Genomic DNA, 18046 nt, shown 5'->3' with positions numbered 1-18046 from the left:
CGTCGCGCTGGGCGCCGCCCGCCTCACCGCCGGCGGCGACGGAACCTCAACCACCTTCGACGGAACCCTCGACGGTACCGGAGGCCTGACCAAAGCAGGACCCGGAACCCTCACCCTCACCCGCGCCAGCACCTTCACCGGGCCGGCCATTCTGGCGGCCGGCGGCCTCGGCCTAACCGCCACCGCCAGCCTCGTCGCCCCGATGTTCACCCAGCCCGGCACCACCCTGGTCAACGCCGGAACCCTGGCCGGCGGCCTCACCAATGCCGGCACGGCGCTCAATGGCGGCCTGATCAGCGGCGGCGCCGCCAATCTCGGCAGCCTGACCCTCACCGGCATGATCGCGGGCGGGCTGACCAACACCGGCATCGTCACGGCCAGCGCCGGCCGCATCGACGGCGCCATCCGCAACGACGCCGGGCTCTTCACGGTCTCAGGCGCTGTGGCCAGCGACGGCACCTTCGCCAACGCCCTCGGCGCGACCCTCACGGTCACCGGCGCCTACAGCCTCGGTGGGCCGCTCGCCAATGCCGGCGCCGTCACGGTCGCGCAAACCGCCAGCCTGACGGCGCCGGCGGGCCTCGGCAACGCCGGCAGCCTCGCGAACGGCGGGACGATCACAGGCCCGGTCGCGAACACCGGTACGCTTACGACGAGCGGAACCATCGCCGGCAGCCTCAACAACGACGGTTGGGCCCAGAACAGCGGCGCCATCGCGGGTGGCGTGTCGAACAGCGGCACGCTCGCCACCAGCGGCACCCTCTCGGGCGGGCTGACCAACATCGGCTCCGTCACGGCCAGCGCCGGTCGGATCGACGGTGCCATCCGCAATGACGCCGGGGCCATCGCCGTCTCCGGGGTGGTCGCCAGCGACGGCACATTCGCCAACGCCGCCAGCGCGACCCTCACGGTCACCGGCGCCTACAGCATCGCCGGGCCGCTCACCAACGTCGGCACCGTCACGGTCGCCAATAGCGGCCGGCTCGTGGCATCAGGGGTCGCCAATGCGGGCCTGCTCACCGTGATGCAGAATGGCAGCGTGATCGACGACCTGCTCAACACCGGTCGCCTCGTCAACGCTGGCAGCTACACTGCCGACGTCGTCAATACCGCCGGCTCCACGCTCGTCAACACCGGCACCTTCACGACAGTCTCCGCGCCGTTCGCCAATGCCGGGACCCTGATCAGCACGGGAACTCTCGCGGGGGGGCTGGTCAACACCGGCGTCGTGCAGGTCTCGGGCGTGCTGGCGGGTGGTGTGAGCAACGCCGTCGGCGCCACGTTCGCACTCACCGGACCGACCACCGGCATTGGCCGCCTCACCAACGACGGCAGCCTCGATCTCGGCCGCACCGACTTCACGGTCGGATCGCTGGCCGGCGCCACGCCGGAGGCCGTGCTGGGCAACGGTCAGATCACCGTCGGCGGCGACGGCACCTCCACCGGCTATACCGGCCGGATTGTCGACGGCGCGACCCCGACCGGCCTGACCAAGGTCGGGCCCGGAACCCTGACCCTGTCGGGGCTCAGCCCCCTGTCCGGACCGGTCCGTGTGCTCGGCGGCGAACTCGCCGTCACTGGGGCCCTGCCCAACGCCGCCCTCGCGATCGGGCCTGGCAGCCTGCTCACCGGCGCAGCCCGGCTCGGCAGCGTGAGCCTTGGCGCCGGCGCGACGCTAGCCCCGGGCATTGCCGCGGGTGGGATGGGCCGGTTCAGCGTGGCCGGCAACCTCCTTCTGGCTCCGGGGGCGGTATACCGGGTCGACGCCACCGCGGACGGCCGCGCCGACCGGGTCGACGCCGCCGGCAGCGCTACCGTGGCGGGTGCCACCGTCCAGGCGGTTGCCGGCGTCGGTCAATATGGGCCGCGCACCCGCTACACGATCCTCACCGCGGCGGGTGGCGTGCAGGGACGGTTTGCTGGGGTGAGCAGCAACTTCGCTTTCCTGACGCCGTTTCTGGGCTATGCCGCCGAAGCCGTCACGTTGACCCTGGCGCGCAACGACCTCGACTTCGCCGTAGTGGCGCACACGCGCAACCAGCGCGCGTCCGCAGCGGCCGCACAAGCCGGCGCGGTCGGCTCGCCGCTCTACGACGCAGTGGCGATACTGTCGGCGCCCCAGGCGCGGGCAGTGTTCGCCGCGTTGTCCGGCGACGGGCATGCCTCCCTCGTTTCGACCGTCTTCGCCAATGCCGGTCTGCTGCGCGAGGCGGTGCTCGACCGTCTGCGCTGGGACGCGGCACCGGCAGCGCGGCCCGGTGAGGGACCGGAGCCGGCCGTGAGCCTGTGGGGCCAGGGACTTGGCAGCGCCGGGTACGTGCGCACGGACGGCAACGCCGCCGGCCTGTCGCGCCACAGCGCAGGCTTCATCTTAGGCCTAGACGGACGGGTCAAAACCTCGCTTGGCGCCCTGCGAATGGGCGCGGTCGGCGGCAGCCTGGAGGCGGGCTCTGCTGGTCCGGCCCAGGTACAGACCGGCGCGCTGACGAGCACGTTCGGAGGCGTCTACGGCAGCCTGGAAGCGGGATCGGCCGTGCTGCGGTTCGCGGCGTTGGCGGCGGACGATCCAGCCCAGCTCAGGCGTGTGGTTGCGTTCCCCGGTCTGTCGGACAGCGCCACGGCGCGGCTGAGTGGGCACAGCGTGCAGGGCTTCGGCGAGGCGGGCTATCGGATCGGCCTGACCGAGGCGGTGGAACTGGAGCCGTTCGCCGGCGGGGCGGTGGTGTCAGTCACGCGCGAGCGCTTCGAAGAGCGGGGCGGGGGCGGCCACGCTGGCCAGCTCTGGGCATGAGCACAGGGTGCCCAGCGCTACGATGGGCTTGCAGATGCGGGTACAGCTGGATCGCGACGATCTTGGGCCGGCGTTCGTGCATGGGATGATCGCCTACCGGCGGTCATTCGGCGACCTGGTACCGAGTGTGCCGCTGACATTCCGGGGGACTGGGGCACGGTTCGCAAGTCGGGGCCTGCCGCTCGACCGGGACGCGCTGGTGAGCGAGGTCGGGCTTGGACTGATGCTGGCGCCGGGCCTGAGCGCCGGGCTGTCTTACACCGGACAGATCGGCGCACGCGCCCAGGACCACGCTGCCAAGGGGGGCTTGGTGTACAAATTCTGAGAGTGCATTGGGGATCAGACTGCGGTTTGACAGAACTTCAGGGCCATGTGTCGGATGGACGCGAGAAGGAGGAAAGCACCGGCGGCATCCCAAAGTCTCAGCCAGCCCGTGACAGCGGGTGTGCCAAGCGTAAGGTTCGCTCCACGATCCTGCGCCTGGGCAGCACAACGAGATCCTTCCCCTGATCGAAGCGTTTGATGACGAGCAGCCTGCGCCGGCGGCAAATCCGGCGCAGGCCCGTTCGAAGGCCGGCCCCCCATATCTCCTGTCGGCGTAGGGCCGCGGCAGGAACGGAGCGCGCCCGAACAGGGTCGCCCTCACCTGGACGTCGTGGCGCGCGCGCGGCGCGCCGCGGGCTCCATCAGCGGATGCATTCGATCGCGATGCCGATCTCCAGATCCCACCAAATCTGTTCGGTGATGACAGCGACCTGCATGGCCACCGGATGAGAGGGTGCGCGTCAGACCTGAACCGATCCGCGTCCTTGGTTCAGGCCTGGCAGACCGTCTGAAACACGGTTTTCAGTGCTGCGCCTTGACGCGCTTGGCGAAGGTGTAAGCTGTGACGAAGGCAGAGACAGGCGCCTCCAAGCGCCTCGTCTTCGTCGTGAAAGACCTTGTCGGTGGCATCCGCGGTCGTTCGGTTCATGCGCTCGGCCTGCCCATCACCGTGCATCGCAACGGATGAATTTCTGCCGTTCCGCCCGGGAGTGGCAACGGCATCGCAGCGATCGGCGCCACCCCGCCAACTCACGAACCGAGCGATTTTCGCAATCGCACCTGTTCGCCGACACGGCTCAGCGCACCACTTCGACCGGAAGACCGGAAATCTTCAAGGTCGCCCAGGCACGATGCAGTGTAAGGACGAGTACGCCGAGCTTGATCGCCGGCGCCATGCATGTTCGATCATCGAGGTCGCTTCCGCACTGAGGCGTCGCGACGGTCAAGAGTGCAGCCGCAAACGCGGCCTCTCGATCGTGGGCATGCAGGTCGAGGCGCAGTTCCTGCACCATTTCTCCGATAACCGGCAGCATCAAGCCTCTATCGAGCCGGGCTTTGACGGGTTCCTAAAGTTTGACCCTGGACATGCCAGCCTGACCGACGCCTCCAGCCACCAGGGCCGCTCCAGGCTCGCCACGCAGCACTGCGATGACGGCTGAAATGTCGAGCGACAACCGAGCTCACGCGGTGGCGTCCTGGCCAGCGCCGTCATCAGTGCGAGGCTCAGCGAGAGATGCAGCCGAGTCGGCATTATCCCGGGTGTGCTCGCTGTAGAGAGCCTGAAGCTTGGTGAAGGCATTCGTGATCGGCGACAGGCGCACCTCGGGGCCGTCGACAGGAACGGGGTGACGGTCGAACGGCCCGTCGACGTCAGTTTCCGGTTCCAGATGCAAGAATCCCAGGAGGCATCGCGTTCTGCGGTGGATGCGCAGCAATCCCACCGGTGCGATTGAGCGACTGCCCGGCAGTCCGAACCGAGGCATTATCGATGTGCGTGGTATAAATTTAAAGTTGGTGGCCCGGGCGCTTCATCGGCCGGCCAGTGGCGGGCCGTCACTGACGGTCACCTTCCGGACCTTCGGCGTAGCCCGCCCCGAGGCGCGTCGCGACTCAGGCCGCAGCGTGAAGAACGGCGCCGAGATCTGCACGACGCTGACCGGACTGGCACAATCCGGTTCCTATTCCTCCAGCCGATGAACTGTAACACGCTCGGCTTCGATCTCTGTCCGTTGAGGCGTTACAAACGCGGCCACGTTCGAAGGTGGGGGTATAGGTGCCTGGATCCAAACCGACCCATCCGGGCATCGTCCTGATCGATCGTGGAGTGTCGGGGTTCGGCGTGTCGGTGATCCGGGACGCGCAATCGGTTCGTTCGCCGCGGGACTCTGCACCGCATCCCGACCTGACACGCCGCCATGGCATCGACAGGGCCGTGCGGCTCGTCCGCCTGCACGGCCGGTGCTGGACAAGTCTGCAGCGGGAATACGATCCGGCGGTGCGAAGGTTGATGGCGCTGAGATCCTGTCTCGTACCCGCGCCCTGTCGGCCACGGTCAGAACGGAGCTGAATGCCTATGACCGCCGACACTGCGCCGAAGCATGAGCAGACCGACAAGCGGAACAACAAGGCGAAGCTCGGCATCGTGGGCTTCGACGACGTGCTCGGCGGAGGCCTTGCGCGCGAGCGCCTGTACCTGCTTGAAGGCACCCCCGGCACTGGCAAAACGACGATCGCCATGCAGTTCCTCCTGGAGGGCGCCCGCCGGGGCGAGCGCGGCCTGTACATCAGCCTGTCGGAAACTGAGGCTGAACTGCGCGGCAGCGCCGCCTCCCACGGCTGGACGATCGGTCCGGAGATCGACGTCTTCGAGCTGATCCCGCCCGAGAGCCTGCTCGACGCTGAGCAGCAGCAGAGCCTGCTGTATTCGTCCGACCTCGAGCTCGGCGAGACCACAAGGGCGATCTTCGAGCGTATCGAGGCGGTGCGACCCGCGCTCGTCGTGCTGGACAGTCTGTCCGAGATCCGCCTCCTGGCAGGCAGTTCCCTGCGCTATCGCCGGCAGCTCCTGGCGCTCAAACACTATTTCGCCCGCCAGGGCGCCACGGTGCTGCTGCTCGACGATCTCACCGCCGACGCCCTCGACAAGTCGGTGCACAGCATCGCCCACGCGGTCTTCCGCCTGGAGGAACTCGCCCCGGATTACGGCGCGGAGCGGCGGCGGCTGAGGGTCGTCAAGTACCGTGGCCAGCGCTTTCGCGGCGGCTATCATGACTTCAATGTCGCCACCGGCGGCGTGCAGGTGTTTCCCCGCCTGATCGCTCTGGAACACAAGAGTGCCTTCAAGCGCGATCGCCTCAGGAGCGGTGTTGACGAACTCGACGCGCTGCTCGGCGGCGGCATCGACGCGGGATCCAGTACGTTGATCCTGGGCCCGGCCGGGACCGGCAAGTCGCTGCTCGCGGTCCAGTACGTCGTGGCAGCCATCGCGCGCGGCGAGCGGGCGGCGATGTTCATCTTCGATGAGGAGCTCGGTCTGCTGCTGGAGCGCACCCGGACGATGGGCTTCGATCTCGCCGGCCTGCGCGACAGCGGCCACCTCACGATCGATCAGGTCGACGCGGCCGAGCTTTCGCCAGGCGAGTTCGCCCACTTGGTGCGCTCCCAGGTCGACGAGGCGCAGGTCAAGACGGTGGTGATCGACAGCCTCAACGGCTACCAAGCGTCGATGCCCGATCAGAGCGCATTGATCCTACACATCCACGAGTTGATTCAGTACCTCAACCGCCAGGGGGTCGCCACCTTCCTGACGGTCGCCCAGCACGGACTCGTGGGCGACATGAGGAGCCCGATCGACGTCACCTACCTCGCCGACACGGTCGTGCTGCTCCGCTACTTCGAGGCGCTCGGGACGGTTCGGCGGGCCATTTCGGTGGTTAAGAAGCGCACCGGCGCGCACGAGGACACGATCCGCGAATACTCCATCACCGGCACCGGATTGCGCGTCGGTGAGCCGCTTCGCAGCTTCCAGGGCGTACTTCGGGGTGTGCCGACGCTGGTGCGCGGCGGCGATGCGGAGCTGCTCGACAGCGGCGACCTGTGAACGCGCGCGACGATGCAGTCTCCGAGCGCGTGCTGATCCTCGCGCCGCACGGACGGGACGCCGCTCTGGCGCTTCAGCTTCTGAGAAGCGCCGATTTGACCGCGCAGGTCGTGGCGGACCTGCCTGGGCTGGTGCGGGAGCTGATGGCGACCGCCGGTGCGGTGCTGGTGACCGAGGAGGCAATGCGCACCGCCGACGTGGCCGATCTCAGCCGGTGGGTCGAGGCGCAGCCGGCCTGGTCGGACATGCCGTTCATCCTGCTCACGCGTCAGGGCGGTGTCGATCGCAATCCCACCGCGGCGCGGCTGTCCAGGATCCTGGGGAACGTCAGCTTCCTGGAACGCCCGTTCCATCCGACGACGCTGATCAGCGTCGTCATGGCGGCCCTGCGCGGGCGCAGGCGCCAGTACGAGGCGCGGGCGCGACTCGACGAGCTGCATGCCCGTGAGGCGCAACTGCGCGAGCTGAATGCGACGCTGGAGAGCCGCGTAGCGCTGGCCGTCGATGAGCGCACGCTGGCCGAGGAGGCCCTGAGGCAGTCGCAGAAGATGGAGGCGGTCGGCCAGCTCACCGGCGGCGTGGCGCACGACTTCAACAACCTGCTCACCATCATCCGCTCGTCGGTGGACTTCCTGCGCCGGCCCAATCTGCCGGAGGATCGCCGGCGCCGGTACATGGACGCCGTATCGGACACCGTCGATCGCGCCGCCAAGCTCACCGGGCAGCTGCTCGCCTTTGCCCGCCGCCAAGCTCTCAAGCCGGAGACCTTCGAGGTCGGCGGCTGCCTGCGGGACGTGGCCGACATGCTCGACACCGTCACCGGCGCACGGATCCACGTGGTGTTGGAAACGCCGGAGGAGGATTGTCACGTCCATTGCGATCGCAGCCAGTTCGAGACGGCGCTGATCAACATGGCGGTCAATGCCCGGGACGCCATTGAGGGGGAGGGCACGCTCGTCCTGCGGCTCGCCTGCGGCCAGCCGATGCCGGCCATTCGCGGGCATGTCGGTTCGCGCGCCCACTTCGTGGCGGTCTCGCTCTCCGACAACGGCAGCGGTATCGCGCCGGAACAGCTCAGTCGCATCTTCGAGCCGTTCTTCACCACGAAGGAGGTGGGTAAAGGCACCGGTCTCGGCCTCTCACAGGTTTTCGGGTTCGCCAAGCAGTCGGGCGGTGACGTCGACGTGTCGAGCAGGCTCGGCGTCGGCAGCGTGTTCACCCTGTACCTGCCCGAGGTCACCGCCCCAGTCGAAGCCGTCGACGCACGTCCGATCCCCACCGGCAGAACGGATGGGTTGGGTCGACGGGTCTTGGTGGTGGAGGACAACGTCGAGGTCGGCCGCTTCGCCACGCAGATCCTGGAAGATCTCGGCTACGCTACGGAGTGGACGGCGAACGCCGAGGCGGCCCTGGAGCGGCTCGGGCCGGATGGCGGTGGCGTCGACGCGGTATTCTCGGACGTCGTGATGCCGGGCATGAGCGGGGTCGCATTGGCTGAGGCGCTGCGTCAGCGGCTGCCACATCTCCCGGTCGTGTTGGCCTCCGGCTACAGCCATGTGCTGGCGGAGGAGGGGGTGCACGGCTTCGAGTTGCTGCACAAGCCGTACTCGGCCGAGCAACTCTCGCGTGTCTTGTGCCGGATGCTCGGTGATCGCACGGTGCAGCCGAGCCTGATCGGAGATCAGGGCACCCGCCAGACACGGCGCTGAGGATACCGAACCACCGGACATGCTCGGCGGGGCTCGCTCCGGATGGCTGAAAATGCGGCGGGAGTTCGGACCGTTCACGCCGGAAGCGCTGAGCCCATGCTGACCGTGGCTGTCGCCATCGTACGGCTCAGGCCCTCCGGAGCAGGCTAGTCGGTCGGCAGCTTCTCGGCCTGCGGACGAGTGCTGATCGCTCCGGCTCCGTCGATCCAGGGGCGGATTGCGCGCCGAACAGCGCGGTGCTCCCACGGCTCGGGTCAGCAGCCGCTGCCGCCTCGAGCGCGCAGTCGGGCATCTCGGACAGGCGGTGCGGTTCCCCGCGGCCGGTGGTCTTTCTTCAACTCCGGAGAGCTGTTGCCCCGGGACCGAGACAGCCACCAGTGGGTGGATTGGCCCGCGCGCCCGCCTCGCGTTAGCTCCTGGCGGCGAGAAGGCGCATAGAGGGGCGTTCCCTCGCGCAATCCTGTGTCCTGGGCCACGAAGCGGAGGCCGTGATGGCACGCGAACTCACAACCGGCAGAGCACAGGCCGTCACGCCGGAGGACTTCAACGAACGCGTGAAGCGCCTGCTCGCCGACAAGCCGGATCCGCGCAAGGCCGAGCCGAGAGTCAAAGGCTCCAAGAACAGCAAGCCGCCCACGAACGGCTGAAGCTCCGTCGGCAGGGATGTCCGCGGAAGCCGGACCTCCCCGCTAGGATCTCACGGCGGTCAGTTCCTCCAGGGTGAGATCGATCGCAAGGACGATCTGCCTGGAAGCTCGGGTCGTGGCCGGATCCGAGGTCATGGCGACGACCGCCTGCTGCAGGGCACGGAATTGTTGAAGCCGAACGGCCGGATCGAGGCCTCGGGCCACGGCTGATTGCACGAGGCCCTGGACGAACTCACGCACTAGATCTTCGTCAACGCCCGGCACCGACTGGACCTCCGCCGCATAAACTCCCGATTGTACCTAACCCCTTGTACCGTGACTGGGATCCAAATTTCGCTGTTCAGCCGGGATCGACGGGGGCCCGGCCGTCGTCAAGGCGCGAACAAGGTCTCGGCGATCGCGACGGCGGAACGCCCGTCCTCGGCGGCCGCGTCCGCGCCGACCGTGACTGCGCAGGCCGGTTCGCGGAGGAACAGCGGGCCGCCGACGATCACGCGGATCCCCGGATTGCACGAGGCGCCGCGCAGCTTCGCCACGAGTCCGGTCATCACCGGAAGGAGCACGTCGCAGGACAACGAGATGCCGATCAGGTCGAACCGTTCGGTACGGACCAGAACAGTGGGATCCTCATCCACCCCGTCCGATAGGACCACGTCCCAGCCCGCCTCGCGGAAGAAGCTCGCCACCAGGGCGAGGCTGAACAGGTGTGTTTCACCGGGACAGGGGATCAGCAGGGCACGGCGTCCGTTCGTCGATACGTCCGATCCCTCGAGATGGGCACAGACGGTACGGGTCAAGCTCTGAAGACGGCCGAGCGCGACGGCGACGTCGAGGAAGTTGGCCTCGTCCTCTTCCCACAGGCGACCGAGGTGACGGGCTGCCGGAGCGAACAGATCGAGCAGGAGCGTGTCGAGGGACAGACCCTCGTCCAAGAGGTCGCGCACCCACTCGCCCTGATGCCCGCCTTCCATGAGCGCGTTGGCGAAGGCGCCGACACGTTCAGGCGTCGGCGCTCGCACCTGCGAGCCACGCGCCCGCCGGTCTTCGCGGTGGACCAGCGCGAGACGCGGCAGGATCTCACTCTCGATGATCCGAGCGAGGCCGTCTTGAATGCGGGCGGTGTTGCGCGCCGCCGATCCACGCCCCTGCCTGGGGTGCTGGCCGACGCTCGTACAAGCCGTGTCGATCCCTGCCATCTCAGGCATGACGCCCCCTTGTGTTGACGCATCATAGGTCTGGATTGTGTCAGAAGGCAAATCCACATAAGCATTATAATGCAGTTCGACGGCCCTTGTCGCTGCTTCTACGGTCTGGTGCTGCGTCGGCGGTAAGGGAAGGATCGATGCTCGCTCTCCTCGCCTTGATGACACGTATAGATTTTATGAAGCAGAGTGGATGGTATGCCAGTAACATTGGTCAGTCATCGCGGGGCGGCCGAAATTTTTGATCTACTGTAGCCGTGGCGGTCCCGCCCGATTGAGAAGGTAAATTCCTGTCGGGCTGTGTTCGAATGCCGAAGGTTCTTGCTGTTGTGGTTCTCGCTGGCTATCGCGTCTTGGCGGTGGAGCGTGAGTGCCGCTCGGCGTGAAGCTGGGACAGGCTTCGCGGTAACGGGCATCGTTTGTGGGCGGTTTGGCGCGGGCCTTCACCGCGGATGACGACGCGCTCAAGGCTGCTGGCTGGCACATCAAGAACGCCGCGATCGGTGCGGCAGCGAAGCACCGGGACCGTTTCGCGCGCGAATCCTCAGCTTCATCAAGTCGGCGCGCGCATTTCCGGCGGGATTGGGCGGGGTTCATCAGCCACCCGCCCCCTGAAATCATGAACTGGATCAAGATGCGCCGCACGGGCTTTTTGTTAGCTTATGCGACCTCATCCTGTTTGCTTGCCACGGCTCCGGCACGTGGTTGTACAGGAAAAAATCGGAACCGCTCGGGTTGCATCGTGTTGGCCCTCCAACGCAGCAGCGAAGGAGACTCCGATGCGGAAGTTCGCTCTCATCTCCGCCTTAACGCTCTCTCTCGGGGCGATCGGCGCTACCGGTGCGCAGGCACAGGGCTACGGTTACGGATACGGCGGTCATCACGGCGGCTACGCCCGCAATTATGATCGTGGCTATGGTGGTCGTCGCGACTTCGGCTATCGCCGGCATCGCGGGTTATCGACGGGTGCCGCTGTCGGTCTCGGCCTGGCCGGGGCGGCCGCTGGCGCTGCGGCTGCCGGCGCGTTTGATCGCGGCGGACCGGGCTACTACGGTCGCGGTTACTAAACCACGAAAGATCTATTGAGGTCAGGGGCCCTGTCACGTACGTCGTGGCAGGGCTTTTTTGTCATCAGTTGATCTGATGTTTTTGCAAGATCGTTTCTTTTTATAAACGGCTGAATTGTAGGGTGTTCGACATCCATTGCTGCGGATTTTACTATTCTTATTGGAGAAAAGAAAATTTATAAGTGAATGAGAGCTTATTATTATATATTATTGATTCATTATTTAAACAAATACGTTGCAGGCCCCTCAAAGTCATACAAAACGGTTTGAAGATATTATAACGATCCAACATGGCTGAATTAATATCCGATCTGATCTGGCGTGCGAACCACTCTAGACGTCGCTCTTCGACTGGAACAAATGCGGTCGTTCCGCCTGATGGAGCGGCATTGCGATTCGAAGTCGCGACGTGCCCGCACGTCTGTGCCGAGCAGTCTTGGCCATGAACCTGATGGCTCTATGCCTATACCGAGCCCGTGTCGCCTACCCGTAGGGGCGATGCGCATTGACAACCGGCGAATGCCAAACGGGCGTCCCAAACATCTCACGTCTCAATCGATCGGTTGGGTGTTAACCAAGCGTTAACCAATCCGAAGGCGGTAATCGCATGTCTCAGCTTTGCAACGTTGAGTAGCAGGTCACCGGATCCCAAGGGCCGGCGACCTGATCATCCGTGTCGGTCGCGGGTGTCGGTTGCACATTGGGGGAAACAAGATGGCGGCGGGAGCCTTGGCTGATCTGGCTGTCGAGCCTCAGCTCGGACGTCGGCGCAACCCCGTTCCCCCGCTACTCCTCGCTGCTGGTTGGGTCGGCCTGTTCGCATACTGTGCCGCCTACCTGACAGAGGACATGCCGTTCCGTCGTCCGCTGGCCCAGATGATCGGTGAGCCGGTCATCGATCAATCCGACGACCTACCGCGCCACCTGATCACCGTCGCAGCGCCCAAACCGTCCCTCGCAATGGTTCCGGCCGTCGCGACGCCGCCGGCACCTCAGGCCTTCGCGGCGCAGCCTGTCGTGGCCTCGGTCGCGAGTCGCCCCGCCGTCAGCACCGATTACGTCGGTGTATGGGGGCCTACAACCGATGCGTGCGGTGCACCCGCACGCCGTCACGGCTACATCCAAGCCACGATTACGCCCGAGCGTGCCAGGGCCGGCAGCACGATCTGCAGCTTCCGCGACACGCACCGTACCGGAAACGCCTGGGCCATGGCGGCGGATTGCAGCGACCGCGATCGGCGCTGGTCCTCTCAGGTTCGCTTGGTCGTCGACGGAGATCGCCTGACCTGGACAAGCGCGTGGGGAACCTCAACCTACGTCCGCTGCAATCGGCGCTCCGGCTGAGCGGCGCGACCGGGCCTTGGTCGCCCGCGCGATCCGGCGCGGGGTGCATTGCGGCCCCTCATGCCGTAGCCGTGCCATCCTCTTGTCCTCGGTGACCGACGCCATATCCGACGGCGACGCGGGACTTTGTGGCGGGCCATTGCCACCGATGGCAGCGCCATGGAGACGGCCCCCGGACTGTGCCGGCACACTCGTCAGAAGCACCCAGATGGCTCGGGCCGAAACGACGACCTTCATTGGCGAGGCTGACGTCGGTTCCGAGCGGCCTGTCACCTGTCCGGCGCTGTTCCCAGCGGACCCGGCCGCCCGTCTCAGCGGAGGCTCTGGACCACCGGCTCGAAGGGGAGGGTCATGACCGATACCATGAAGGGGCAGTCGGCCGACGAGGATCCGAAGGCATGCAGAGGGCGTGTCGGAGTACCGGCACTGGTATCGCGCCTCCGGCCCACCAAGCGTTCCACGGCGAGCCCGAGCGTCTCCTCGTAGGCGGTCCCGCCGGCCTCGCCCGCGGGCGTATCGGCACAGAGCTTGGCGAATTCGGCGCGAAGATCGAAGTCGGGCATGGGCTCACCCTGGTATGGTATGAGCAGCAGGGGACGATGCCGTGGTTAACAAATCGTTAAATGGCTTCTTGGCCTCAGCCTCATGGCATCGATGACGGGCGACGTGAACGCCAGGGCGATGTGCACCCGCGCGAAAGGTCGCGCGCGGACGATCCTGATGCCGCGGCAGCCTGAACCGGCCCGACGCCTCTGCACGGAGATCGCCTATCGAAGCCAGCGACCGAGCCGCTCGCGCAAGGTCAGGCGGGAGGCCCGCCGCGCACGCGCGTCCGCGAAGGCGTCGATGCGGATCCGATCCGTCGGGACTTGGCGCAGGAACCGCTCGGCAATCTCGAAGATCAGCACGTCCGGCCGCACGGCTTCGACATAGGCCCAGTCGATGTTGGCGGACCAGATCGCGTGCACCTCGGCGAAAGTCTCCGCGAACATGGCGGTCAGGCGCGCTCCCGGATTGTAGATGTAGGAATCTCCGAACAGGACCAGTCGACGCGGATCGGGCGCCTGAGGGTTCCTCAGCACGACGCGCGACCCGACAAACAATCCACGTGCTCGGACCGCCTGCCCGCTCTCGCGGACATGGACCAGAGCGTTCGCATCGACACGCTCCGCCCGCCGCGGAAAGTCGTATGCGACGTAATCCTCGCCGACCGCGGGCTTCAGCTTCTCGCCGAGATCGAAGGTGAAGCGCTCCTGCGCGCGCGTGCCCGCGAAGACGTGCTCGGCCACGGGGGCGGCCAGGGCCTCGCAGAGTGCGCGATAGGCGATCAGGTAACCGCGATACGTCCAATGGGTGTCGGTCCGCAGATAGACCGGCTCGTCGTCCCGTGCGCTGCGGAGGGGCGCCAGCAGATCGACCATCGGCGCCGGGTTCCGACAAGCGAGCATCCGCGCGAGCCGAGCTGCGGGTGGATCCGCGACACCGGGAAACGGGCGACCCAGCCGGTCGGGATAGACGGCGAGTTTGTCGGGCACCACGGTGTGCAGATGCGTGATCCCGAGCCCGTCCAAGCGGCGGGCCCGCCGGTCGATCAGCCGGGCCCAGCGGTCGAGCACCCGGCGCGAGGTGGCGGTATCGCCGTAGAAGGTCTCGACCTCGCGGGCGCGCCCGACCCAGTACAGCCAGCCGTCCTGTCCGACCGCCACGCCGTTGCCACTCGTCATACCGACTCCCCGCCTCCCGCGCCTCGGCACGCTGACCGCCTCACCGGATATCGACGCGATTGCAAGCCCGCGTTCCAGCACCATTCCTCGGAACTCCTGACGCGGGCCCTGACGCTCGGCGAACCAGTCCAGGCACGATCCATCAGGACCGCATCCCGCGACGCCGGTCTGATTTTCGGACGCACGGATCCGTTTCCGGGAAACATCATCGACGGTAGCGCGGTACGCCGATCAGGTGATGAGGAACTTGCAACAGCGACCGGCGAGGCGGCTGATGTCCGCATTGTGGATCGTCACGGGCTGCATCCTCGTGCTTGTTGGGTTCGCGGCCGCGCGATGCGCCGAGTATCGCTGAGCCGCCGCCCGCCGGCCTGCTCCCCTCGACATCCTGGCGCTCGTGGCACTGACGCTCCCCGCTGTCCGACTCACCCTGATGCAGCCCGGGCGTCCTGAGCCGAGCGTCAGTCCGGCTCTGAGCAGAACACCACCCCGGCGGTACGCTCTTTCTGCCAGACGAGCTTGACCGAGTAGCGCGTCTCCGCGTTGGCCAGAACCAGATCGAACGCGCTCTCCAGCCTCACGGCGTGCGAGCCGAGAAATTCGAGCATCGCGCCGCGATCGGAGATGTTCTTGACTTGGCAGGGAAACCGACACCCGTTCGGATGGTGAGCGAAGGCCAGCAGGGCCGTCGGCTTGCGCTCAGTCGCGCGGGCTTCGACGAACGTGCTCTTGGTCGTGCCGCTGTGGGACATGGCCGATGTTCCCGCCCCGTCGGCCATCACGGCGCGAACTCTATTAATTTCTACTGAATTTATGAATACTTGTTTTATAAAGCGAGCCAGGTCGAAACTTCTCGCGATCCGAGGCACAGCGCGCCGATCCCGCATCGGTACCTGCTTCGCGAGCGTAGCCTCCGCCTGGTCATTCGCGGTCGATGTCTGGCAGCATCCCCGATGCGCACGCCCGCAGAGGGGGGAAGATCCGGAAAGCCCCGAGGGTGGGCGGTGATCGTCAGGCAGTTTAGCACGACGCGGTCGACCGGCTGGACCCTCAGCCTATCTGCCGTGCGGCGGGCGTCGTCCTTCACCTCCTCGATGGATCGCACCGCAGGCAGATCCGGAGACGATCATGCGTACCCGCCACGGTCTCGTGCTTCCGTCCTTGGTCATGCTGTGGTTCGCGCCGGGCCTGGCCAGCCCGGCTTTCGCTGAGGCGCCGGTCCGGCCGACTGCCGAGACCTCGGTATCGGACTGGCCGCCGAATTTCTCGCGCAACGTTCAGGGGACCGGCCTGCCGGGCGTCGACGGTGGCCACATCTTCCTGTGGAACCGGCCGCAGGGCTTCGATCCCGCGTCGACCCTGCGCGTCGACCGGCACGTGCCGGAAGGCTCCGGCGAAGCCACGCACACCTACAAGGCGCTCTGGGCGCTCGGGTCGTCCGGCCCGCATAATGCCGGCTACGAATGGACGATCACCGGTGAATTGCACAATCGCGCCCTGGCCAGCACCGGTGCGCAGAACGTCGCCGTCAACGGGACGATCTTCAAGGAGGCGAACGGTCTCGGTCCGGTCGGACCCTCCTGGGCCGGCAACTTCAATTGCGTCGACACGACCGATGAGGCCGATCCGGTGGCATCGTGCATCGGCGTCGAAGTCGACGTCTCGGCCCAGTCGCCGACGACGGACAGCAACCGCCAGCGGGTCGGCCTCCAGATCTCCACGGGGGGCGTTCCCGGCGCCCACACCGGATACGGCATCCTGATGGGCAATCTCACCGGGTCGATCACCGACCGGGGCATCTCGTTCCAGGGGGAGGGTGTCTACGGCATCGGCATCGACGCTGCCGCAGCACGTTTCACCGGCGTGCCGATCCTGCTGGCGCCGGGCCAGACGATCGGGCTCGATGGAACCCGGGACGGGGGCTTCTCGCGCAGCTTCGGCTTCGACGGCCGTGACTTGGTCTACGGGACCGGATCAGGCCCGGTGTTCCGCGTCAGCGACGCCGGGCACATCGAGGTCGCCTCCGTGCGCGAGTCGCAGTCACGACCGCCGCGCAGCAGCCGCGAGCCTTGTACCGCTGGTGATCATGCGTGGGACGAGGCCTACGAGTACCGCTGCGTGGCGACCGATCGATGGAAGCGGGCGCTGCTCAGCGACTGGTAGCATCGCTCTTGGCCGTGTCCGCGGGGAGCGGACGACGCCGGTTCCAGCGCCCGTGACTATCGAAGCCGTCAGGGCCCGCAGGCATGTCTCCTCAGCTTGGGCGTCGCCGGACACGGTCCGTGTTCTTCGACCCGGCGTCGCCGGTGCTATCGATCGAGGATCCGCACGACCGCGCGCGTTGCCGGATCGACCACCACGATCTTGTCGCCGGGCGCCACGAAGTAGCCGAAGCGGCGCAGTCGCGGATTCGGCGCGTCGGTGAAGGGTGCCAGCGCGACGTCACCGGGCACGATGCTGCCGGGCCTCAGGGGGATCGATCCGACGATCGGCCCCGGCCCGACCGGACGGCGCACGATGAATTCGCGCACCACGACGTCGTCGTCCGGGCCGAAGTCGTCGGGTTCTACGATGACGGCCTGCGCCAAGGCGGAGCCGGTGAACAGCGCGGCGAAGCCGAGGGACGCGGCGAGACTTGCACGGGTCGACATAGCGGATTCCATCACGGGCAGGGCCGCCGGAAACCGCCGCGATCCTCGTTCGGTTCCCGGAACGACATCGGTCAGCGACCGATCTGACCTGCCTCGGTCAGGGCGATCGGCGACCAGCGGGTGATCTGCACGTAACCGTCCAGAGCCGCGATCACGACGTGTCGGCGGTGGCGATGCACGACCGCGCCAGGGCTGTGCTGATGGCGCTCGCGCCAGCCATGTGCCTCTGCCACGAAGACCCGGGCATCCCCCAGGCGGGCGATGGTCTCGACGGTGCCGAAGGCCCGGACCCGCCGCAGGACCGCATCGACATCCTGCCGGAAATCGAGGGTACGGTCGGCATCGCTGGCGCGGGGCCAGTAGGATCCGTCGCCCTGCGGCTCCGCCCGCCGCCAACGGCTGGGCAGGTCCCGGCCGAGCGGGCCGACTGCGAGGCGCCGTGCCGCCATCTGACACTTCGCCAGCAGAGTCTCGTGGCTCTCCTCCGGGCCGAGCGCGAACATCTCCTGCGCGAGGATGTGACCGGTATCGAACCCGTCTGCGAGGACGTGGGCGGTGACGCCCCAGGTCTCGTAGCGGTCGAGCACGGCGCGAAACAGGGGGTAGGGGCCACGCCCGATCGGCAGCGGCGAGGGGTGGAAGTTGAGGCCATAGCTGGCACGACCCTGCCAGCCGCGCACGAGCCAGGGGTAGCCCGCCACCACGAGGGCCCAATCCTTGCCATGCTCCGCCTGAAGCGCCTCGATGTCGCGTTCGCGGATCCGCGACAGCTGGATCGGCACGCGCAAAGCGCGTGCGCGCGCCACAACGACCTCGTTGTGATCGTAGATTCCGTCGCAGGGCCGCGTGAACAGCTTCACCGGCGTCCAGCCGGCCTCCAGCAGCCCCTCGAAGACGCCGCCCAGGAAATCAATGCCGGCGAACGCGAACTTCATGCTTGCCGCCTGCGACCTTGTGGACGTGGAGGGCTCGGGCCTGCAGCCTGC

The 18046-nt window shown here is 66.9% G+C and carries 14 protein-coding genes and 2 pseudogenes; 7 read left to right on the top strand and 9 right to left on the bottom strand.

What is annotated here, in order from left to right; translation table 11 throughout:
- The first annotated feature begins 7 nt into the window (after positions 1-7).
- Positions 8-3116: pseudogene (locus MKK82_RS33940) on the top strand (autotransporter domain-containing protein).
- Between the two features lie 492 nt (positions 3117-3608).
- Here MKK82_RS33940 and MKK82_RS15705 read toward each other — a convergent pair.
- Together MKK82_RS15705 and MKK82_RS15700 are read right to left on the bottom strand one after the other, a co-directional pair.
- Positions 3609-3782, bottom strand: a pseudogene (locus MKK82_RS15705) (IS481 family transposase); the annotation flags it as partial.
- 130 nt (positions 3783-3912) lie between these two features.
- Positions 3913-4149 carry a hypothetical protein gene (locus tag MKK82_RS15700; protein WP_238292023.1) on the bottom strand — a complete coding sequence of 79 codons (237 nt, stop codon included), beginning with the start codon at positions 4147-4149 and terminating at the stop codon, positions 3913-3915.
- Positions 4150-5189: 1040 nt separating this feature from the next.
- On the opposite strand from MKK82_RS15700, the gene MKK82_RS15695 reads away from it, so the two are divergent.
- The 3 genes from MKK82_RS15695 (at position 5190) to MKK82_RS15685 (ending at position 9072) form a co-directional block, all read left to right on the top strand.
- The gene (locus MKK82_RS15695; protein ID WP_243986232.1) at positions 5190-6716 is read left to right on the top strand and encodes an ATPase domain-containing protein; all 1527 of its coding nucleotides are present in this window, start codon (positions 5190-5192) and stop codon (positions 6714-6716) included.
- Positions 6713-8425 carry a response regulator gene (locus MKK82_RS15690; protein ID WP_243986231.1) on the top strand — a complete coding sequence of 571 codons (1713 nt, stop codon included), beginning with the start codon at positions 6713-6715 and terminating at the stop codon, positions 8423-8425. The genes MKK82_RS15695 and MKK82_RS15690 overlap by 4 nt, the downstream gene beginning before the upstream one ends.
- A gap of 491 nt (positions 8426-8916) precedes the next feature.
- Positions 8917-9072, top strand: coding sequence for a hypothetical protein (locus MKK82_RS15685; protein WP_238292029.1), 156 nt, complete (start codon positions 8917-8919; stop codon positions 9070-9072).
- Between the two features lie 42 nt (positions 9073-9114).
- Here MKK82_RS15685 and MKK82_RS15680 read toward each other — a convergent pair whose 3' ends face one another.
- Together MKK82_RS15680 and MKK82_RS15675 are read right to left on the bottom strand one after the other, a co-directional pair.
- Positions 9115-9312: a hypothetical protein gene (locus MKK82_RS15680; RefSeq protein ID WP_238292031.1), complete on the bottom strand. Its 198-nt coding sequence runs from the start codon at positions 9310-9312 to the stop codon at positions 9115-9117.
- Positions 9313-9443: 131 nt separating this feature from the next.
- Entirely contained in the window at positions 9444-10277 is an 834-nt protein-coding gene (locus MKK82_RS15675) for a B12-binding domain-containing protein (protein WP_238292033.1), read from the bottom strand.
- A gap of 776 nt (positions 10278-11053) precedes the next feature.
- Between MKK82_RS15675 and MKK82_RS15670 the strand changes: the two genes are divergently transcribed.
- On the top strand, positions 11054-11341 hold the full coding sequence (locus tag MKK82_RS15670; RefSeq protein ID WP_238292035.1) for a hypothetical protein: 288 nt from the start codon (positions 11054-11056) through the stop codon (positions 11339-11341).
- An 849-nt stretch (positions 11342-12190) separates the two neighbouring features.
- On the top strand, positions 12191-12685 hold the full coding sequence (locus MKK82_RS15665) for a peptidase inhibitor family I36 protein (protein ID WP_243986230.1): 495 nt from the start codon (positions 12191-12193) through the stop codon (positions 12683-12685).
- Between the two features lie 311 nt (positions 12686-12996).
- Here MKK82_RS15665 and MKK82_RS15660 read toward each other — a convergent pair whose 3' ends face one another.
- From MKK82_RS15660 to MKK82_RS15650, 3 genes are all read right to left on the bottom strand, one after another.
- On the bottom strand, positions 12997-13248 hold the full coding sequence (locus MKK82_RS15660; RefSeq protein WP_238292037.1) for a hypothetical protein: 252 nt from the start codon (positions 13246-13248) through the stop codon (positions 12997-12999).
- 204 nt (positions 13249-13452) lie between these two features.
- Positions 13453-14409 (bottom strand): alginate O-acetyltransferase AlgX-related protein, encoded by a 957-nt coding sequence (locus MKK82_RS15655; RefSeq protein WP_238292038.1) that lies wholly within the window; start codon positions 14407-14409, stop codon positions 13453-13455.
- A gap of 461 nt (positions 14410-14870) precedes the next feature.
- The gene (locus tag MKK82_RS15650) at positions 14871-15161 is read right to left on the bottom strand and encodes a PilZ domain-containing protein (protein ID WP_238292039.1); all 291 of its coding nucleotides are present in this window, start codon (positions 15159-15161) and stop codon (positions 14871-14873) included.
- Between the two features lie 376 nt (positions 15162-15537).
- On the opposite strand from MKK82_RS15650, the gene MKK82_RS15645 reads away from it, so the two are divergent.
- Positions 15538-16572 (top strand): hypothetical protein, encoded by a 1035-nt coding sequence (locus tag MKK82_RS15645; protein ID WP_238292040.1) that lies wholly within the window; start codon positions 15538-15540, stop codon positions 16570-16572.
- Positions 16573-16718: 146 nt separating this feature from the next.
- On the opposite strand, the gene MKK82_RS15640 is transcribed toward MKK82_RS15645, so the two are convergent.
- Together MKK82_RS15640 and MKK82_RS15635 are read right to left on the bottom strand one after the other, a co-directional pair.
- The gene (locus MKK82_RS15640; protein WP_238292041.1) at positions 16719-17060 is read right to left on the bottom strand and encodes a hypothetical protein; all 342 of its coding nucleotides are present in this window, start codon (positions 17058-17060) and stop codon (positions 16719-16721) included.
- Positions 17061-17131: 71 nt separating this feature from the next.
- Positions 17132-17995, bottom strand: a complete 864-nt coding sequence (locus MKK82_RS15635) for a formyltransferase family protein (RefSeq protein WP_238292042.1) — start codon at positions 17993-17995, stop codon at positions 17132-17134.
- Between the last annotated feature and the right edge of the window lie 51 nt (positions 17996-18046).

Origin of the sequence: Methylobacterium sp. E-046 (assembly GCF_022829625.1) — a bacterium.
GTDB classification, from domain to species: Bacteria; Pseudomonadota; Alphaproteobacteria; order Rhizobiales; family Beijerinckiaceae; genus Methylobacterium; species Methylobacterium longum.
This window is presented reverse-complemented; position numbering and strand designations above follow the sequence as displayed.

Coding starts and splice junctions, on each gene's coding strand:
- MKK82_RS15650 (WP_238292039.1), bottom strand. CDS start 15,161: ATGTCCCACAGCGGCACGACCAAGAGCACGTTCGTCGAAGCCCGCGCG.
- MKK82_RS15670 (WP_238292035.1), top strand. CDS start 11,054: ATGCGGAAGTTCGCTCTCATCTCCGCCTTAACGCTCTCTCTCGGGGCG.
- MKK82_RS15665 (WP_243986230.1), top strand. CDS start 12,191: ATGCCGTTCCGTCGTCCGCTGGCCCAGATGATCGGTGAGCCGGTCATC.
- MKK82_RS15645 (WP_238292040.1), top strand. CDS start 15,538: ATGCGTACCCGCCACGGTCTCGTGCTTCCGTCCTTGGTCATGCTGTGG.
- MKK82_RS15695 (WP_243986232.1), top strand. CDS start 5,190: ATGACCGCCGACACTGCGCCGAAGCATGAGCAGACCGACAAGCGGAAC.
- MKK82_RS15635 (WP_238292042.1), bottom strand. CDS start 17,995: ATGAAGTTCGCGTTCGCCGGCATTGATTTCCTGGGCGGCGTCTTCGAG.
- MKK82_RS15685 (WP_238292029.1), top strand. CDS start 8,917: ATGGCACGCGAACTCACAACCGGCAGAGCACAGGCCGTCACGCCGGAG.
- MKK82_RS15655 (WP_238292038.1), bottom strand. CDS start 14,409: ATGACGAGTGGCAACGGCGTGGCGGTCGGACAGGACGGCTGGCTGTAC.
- MKK82_RS15660 (WP_238292037.1), bottom strand. CDS start 13,248: ATGCCCGACTTCGATCTTCGCGCCGAATTCGCCAAGCTCTGTGCCGAT.
- MKK82_RS15640 (WP_238292041.1), bottom strand. CDS start 17,060: ATGTCGACCCGTGCAAGTCTCGCCGCGTCCCTCGGCTTCGCCGCGCTG.
- MKK82_RS15675 (WP_238292033.1), bottom strand. CDS start 10,277: ATGCCTGAGATGGCAGGGATCGACACGGCTTGTACGAGCGTCGGCCAG.
- MKK82_RS15700 (WP_238292023.1), bottom strand. CDS start 4,149: ATGCTGCCGGTTATCGGAGAAATGGTGCAGGAACTGCGCCTCGACCTG.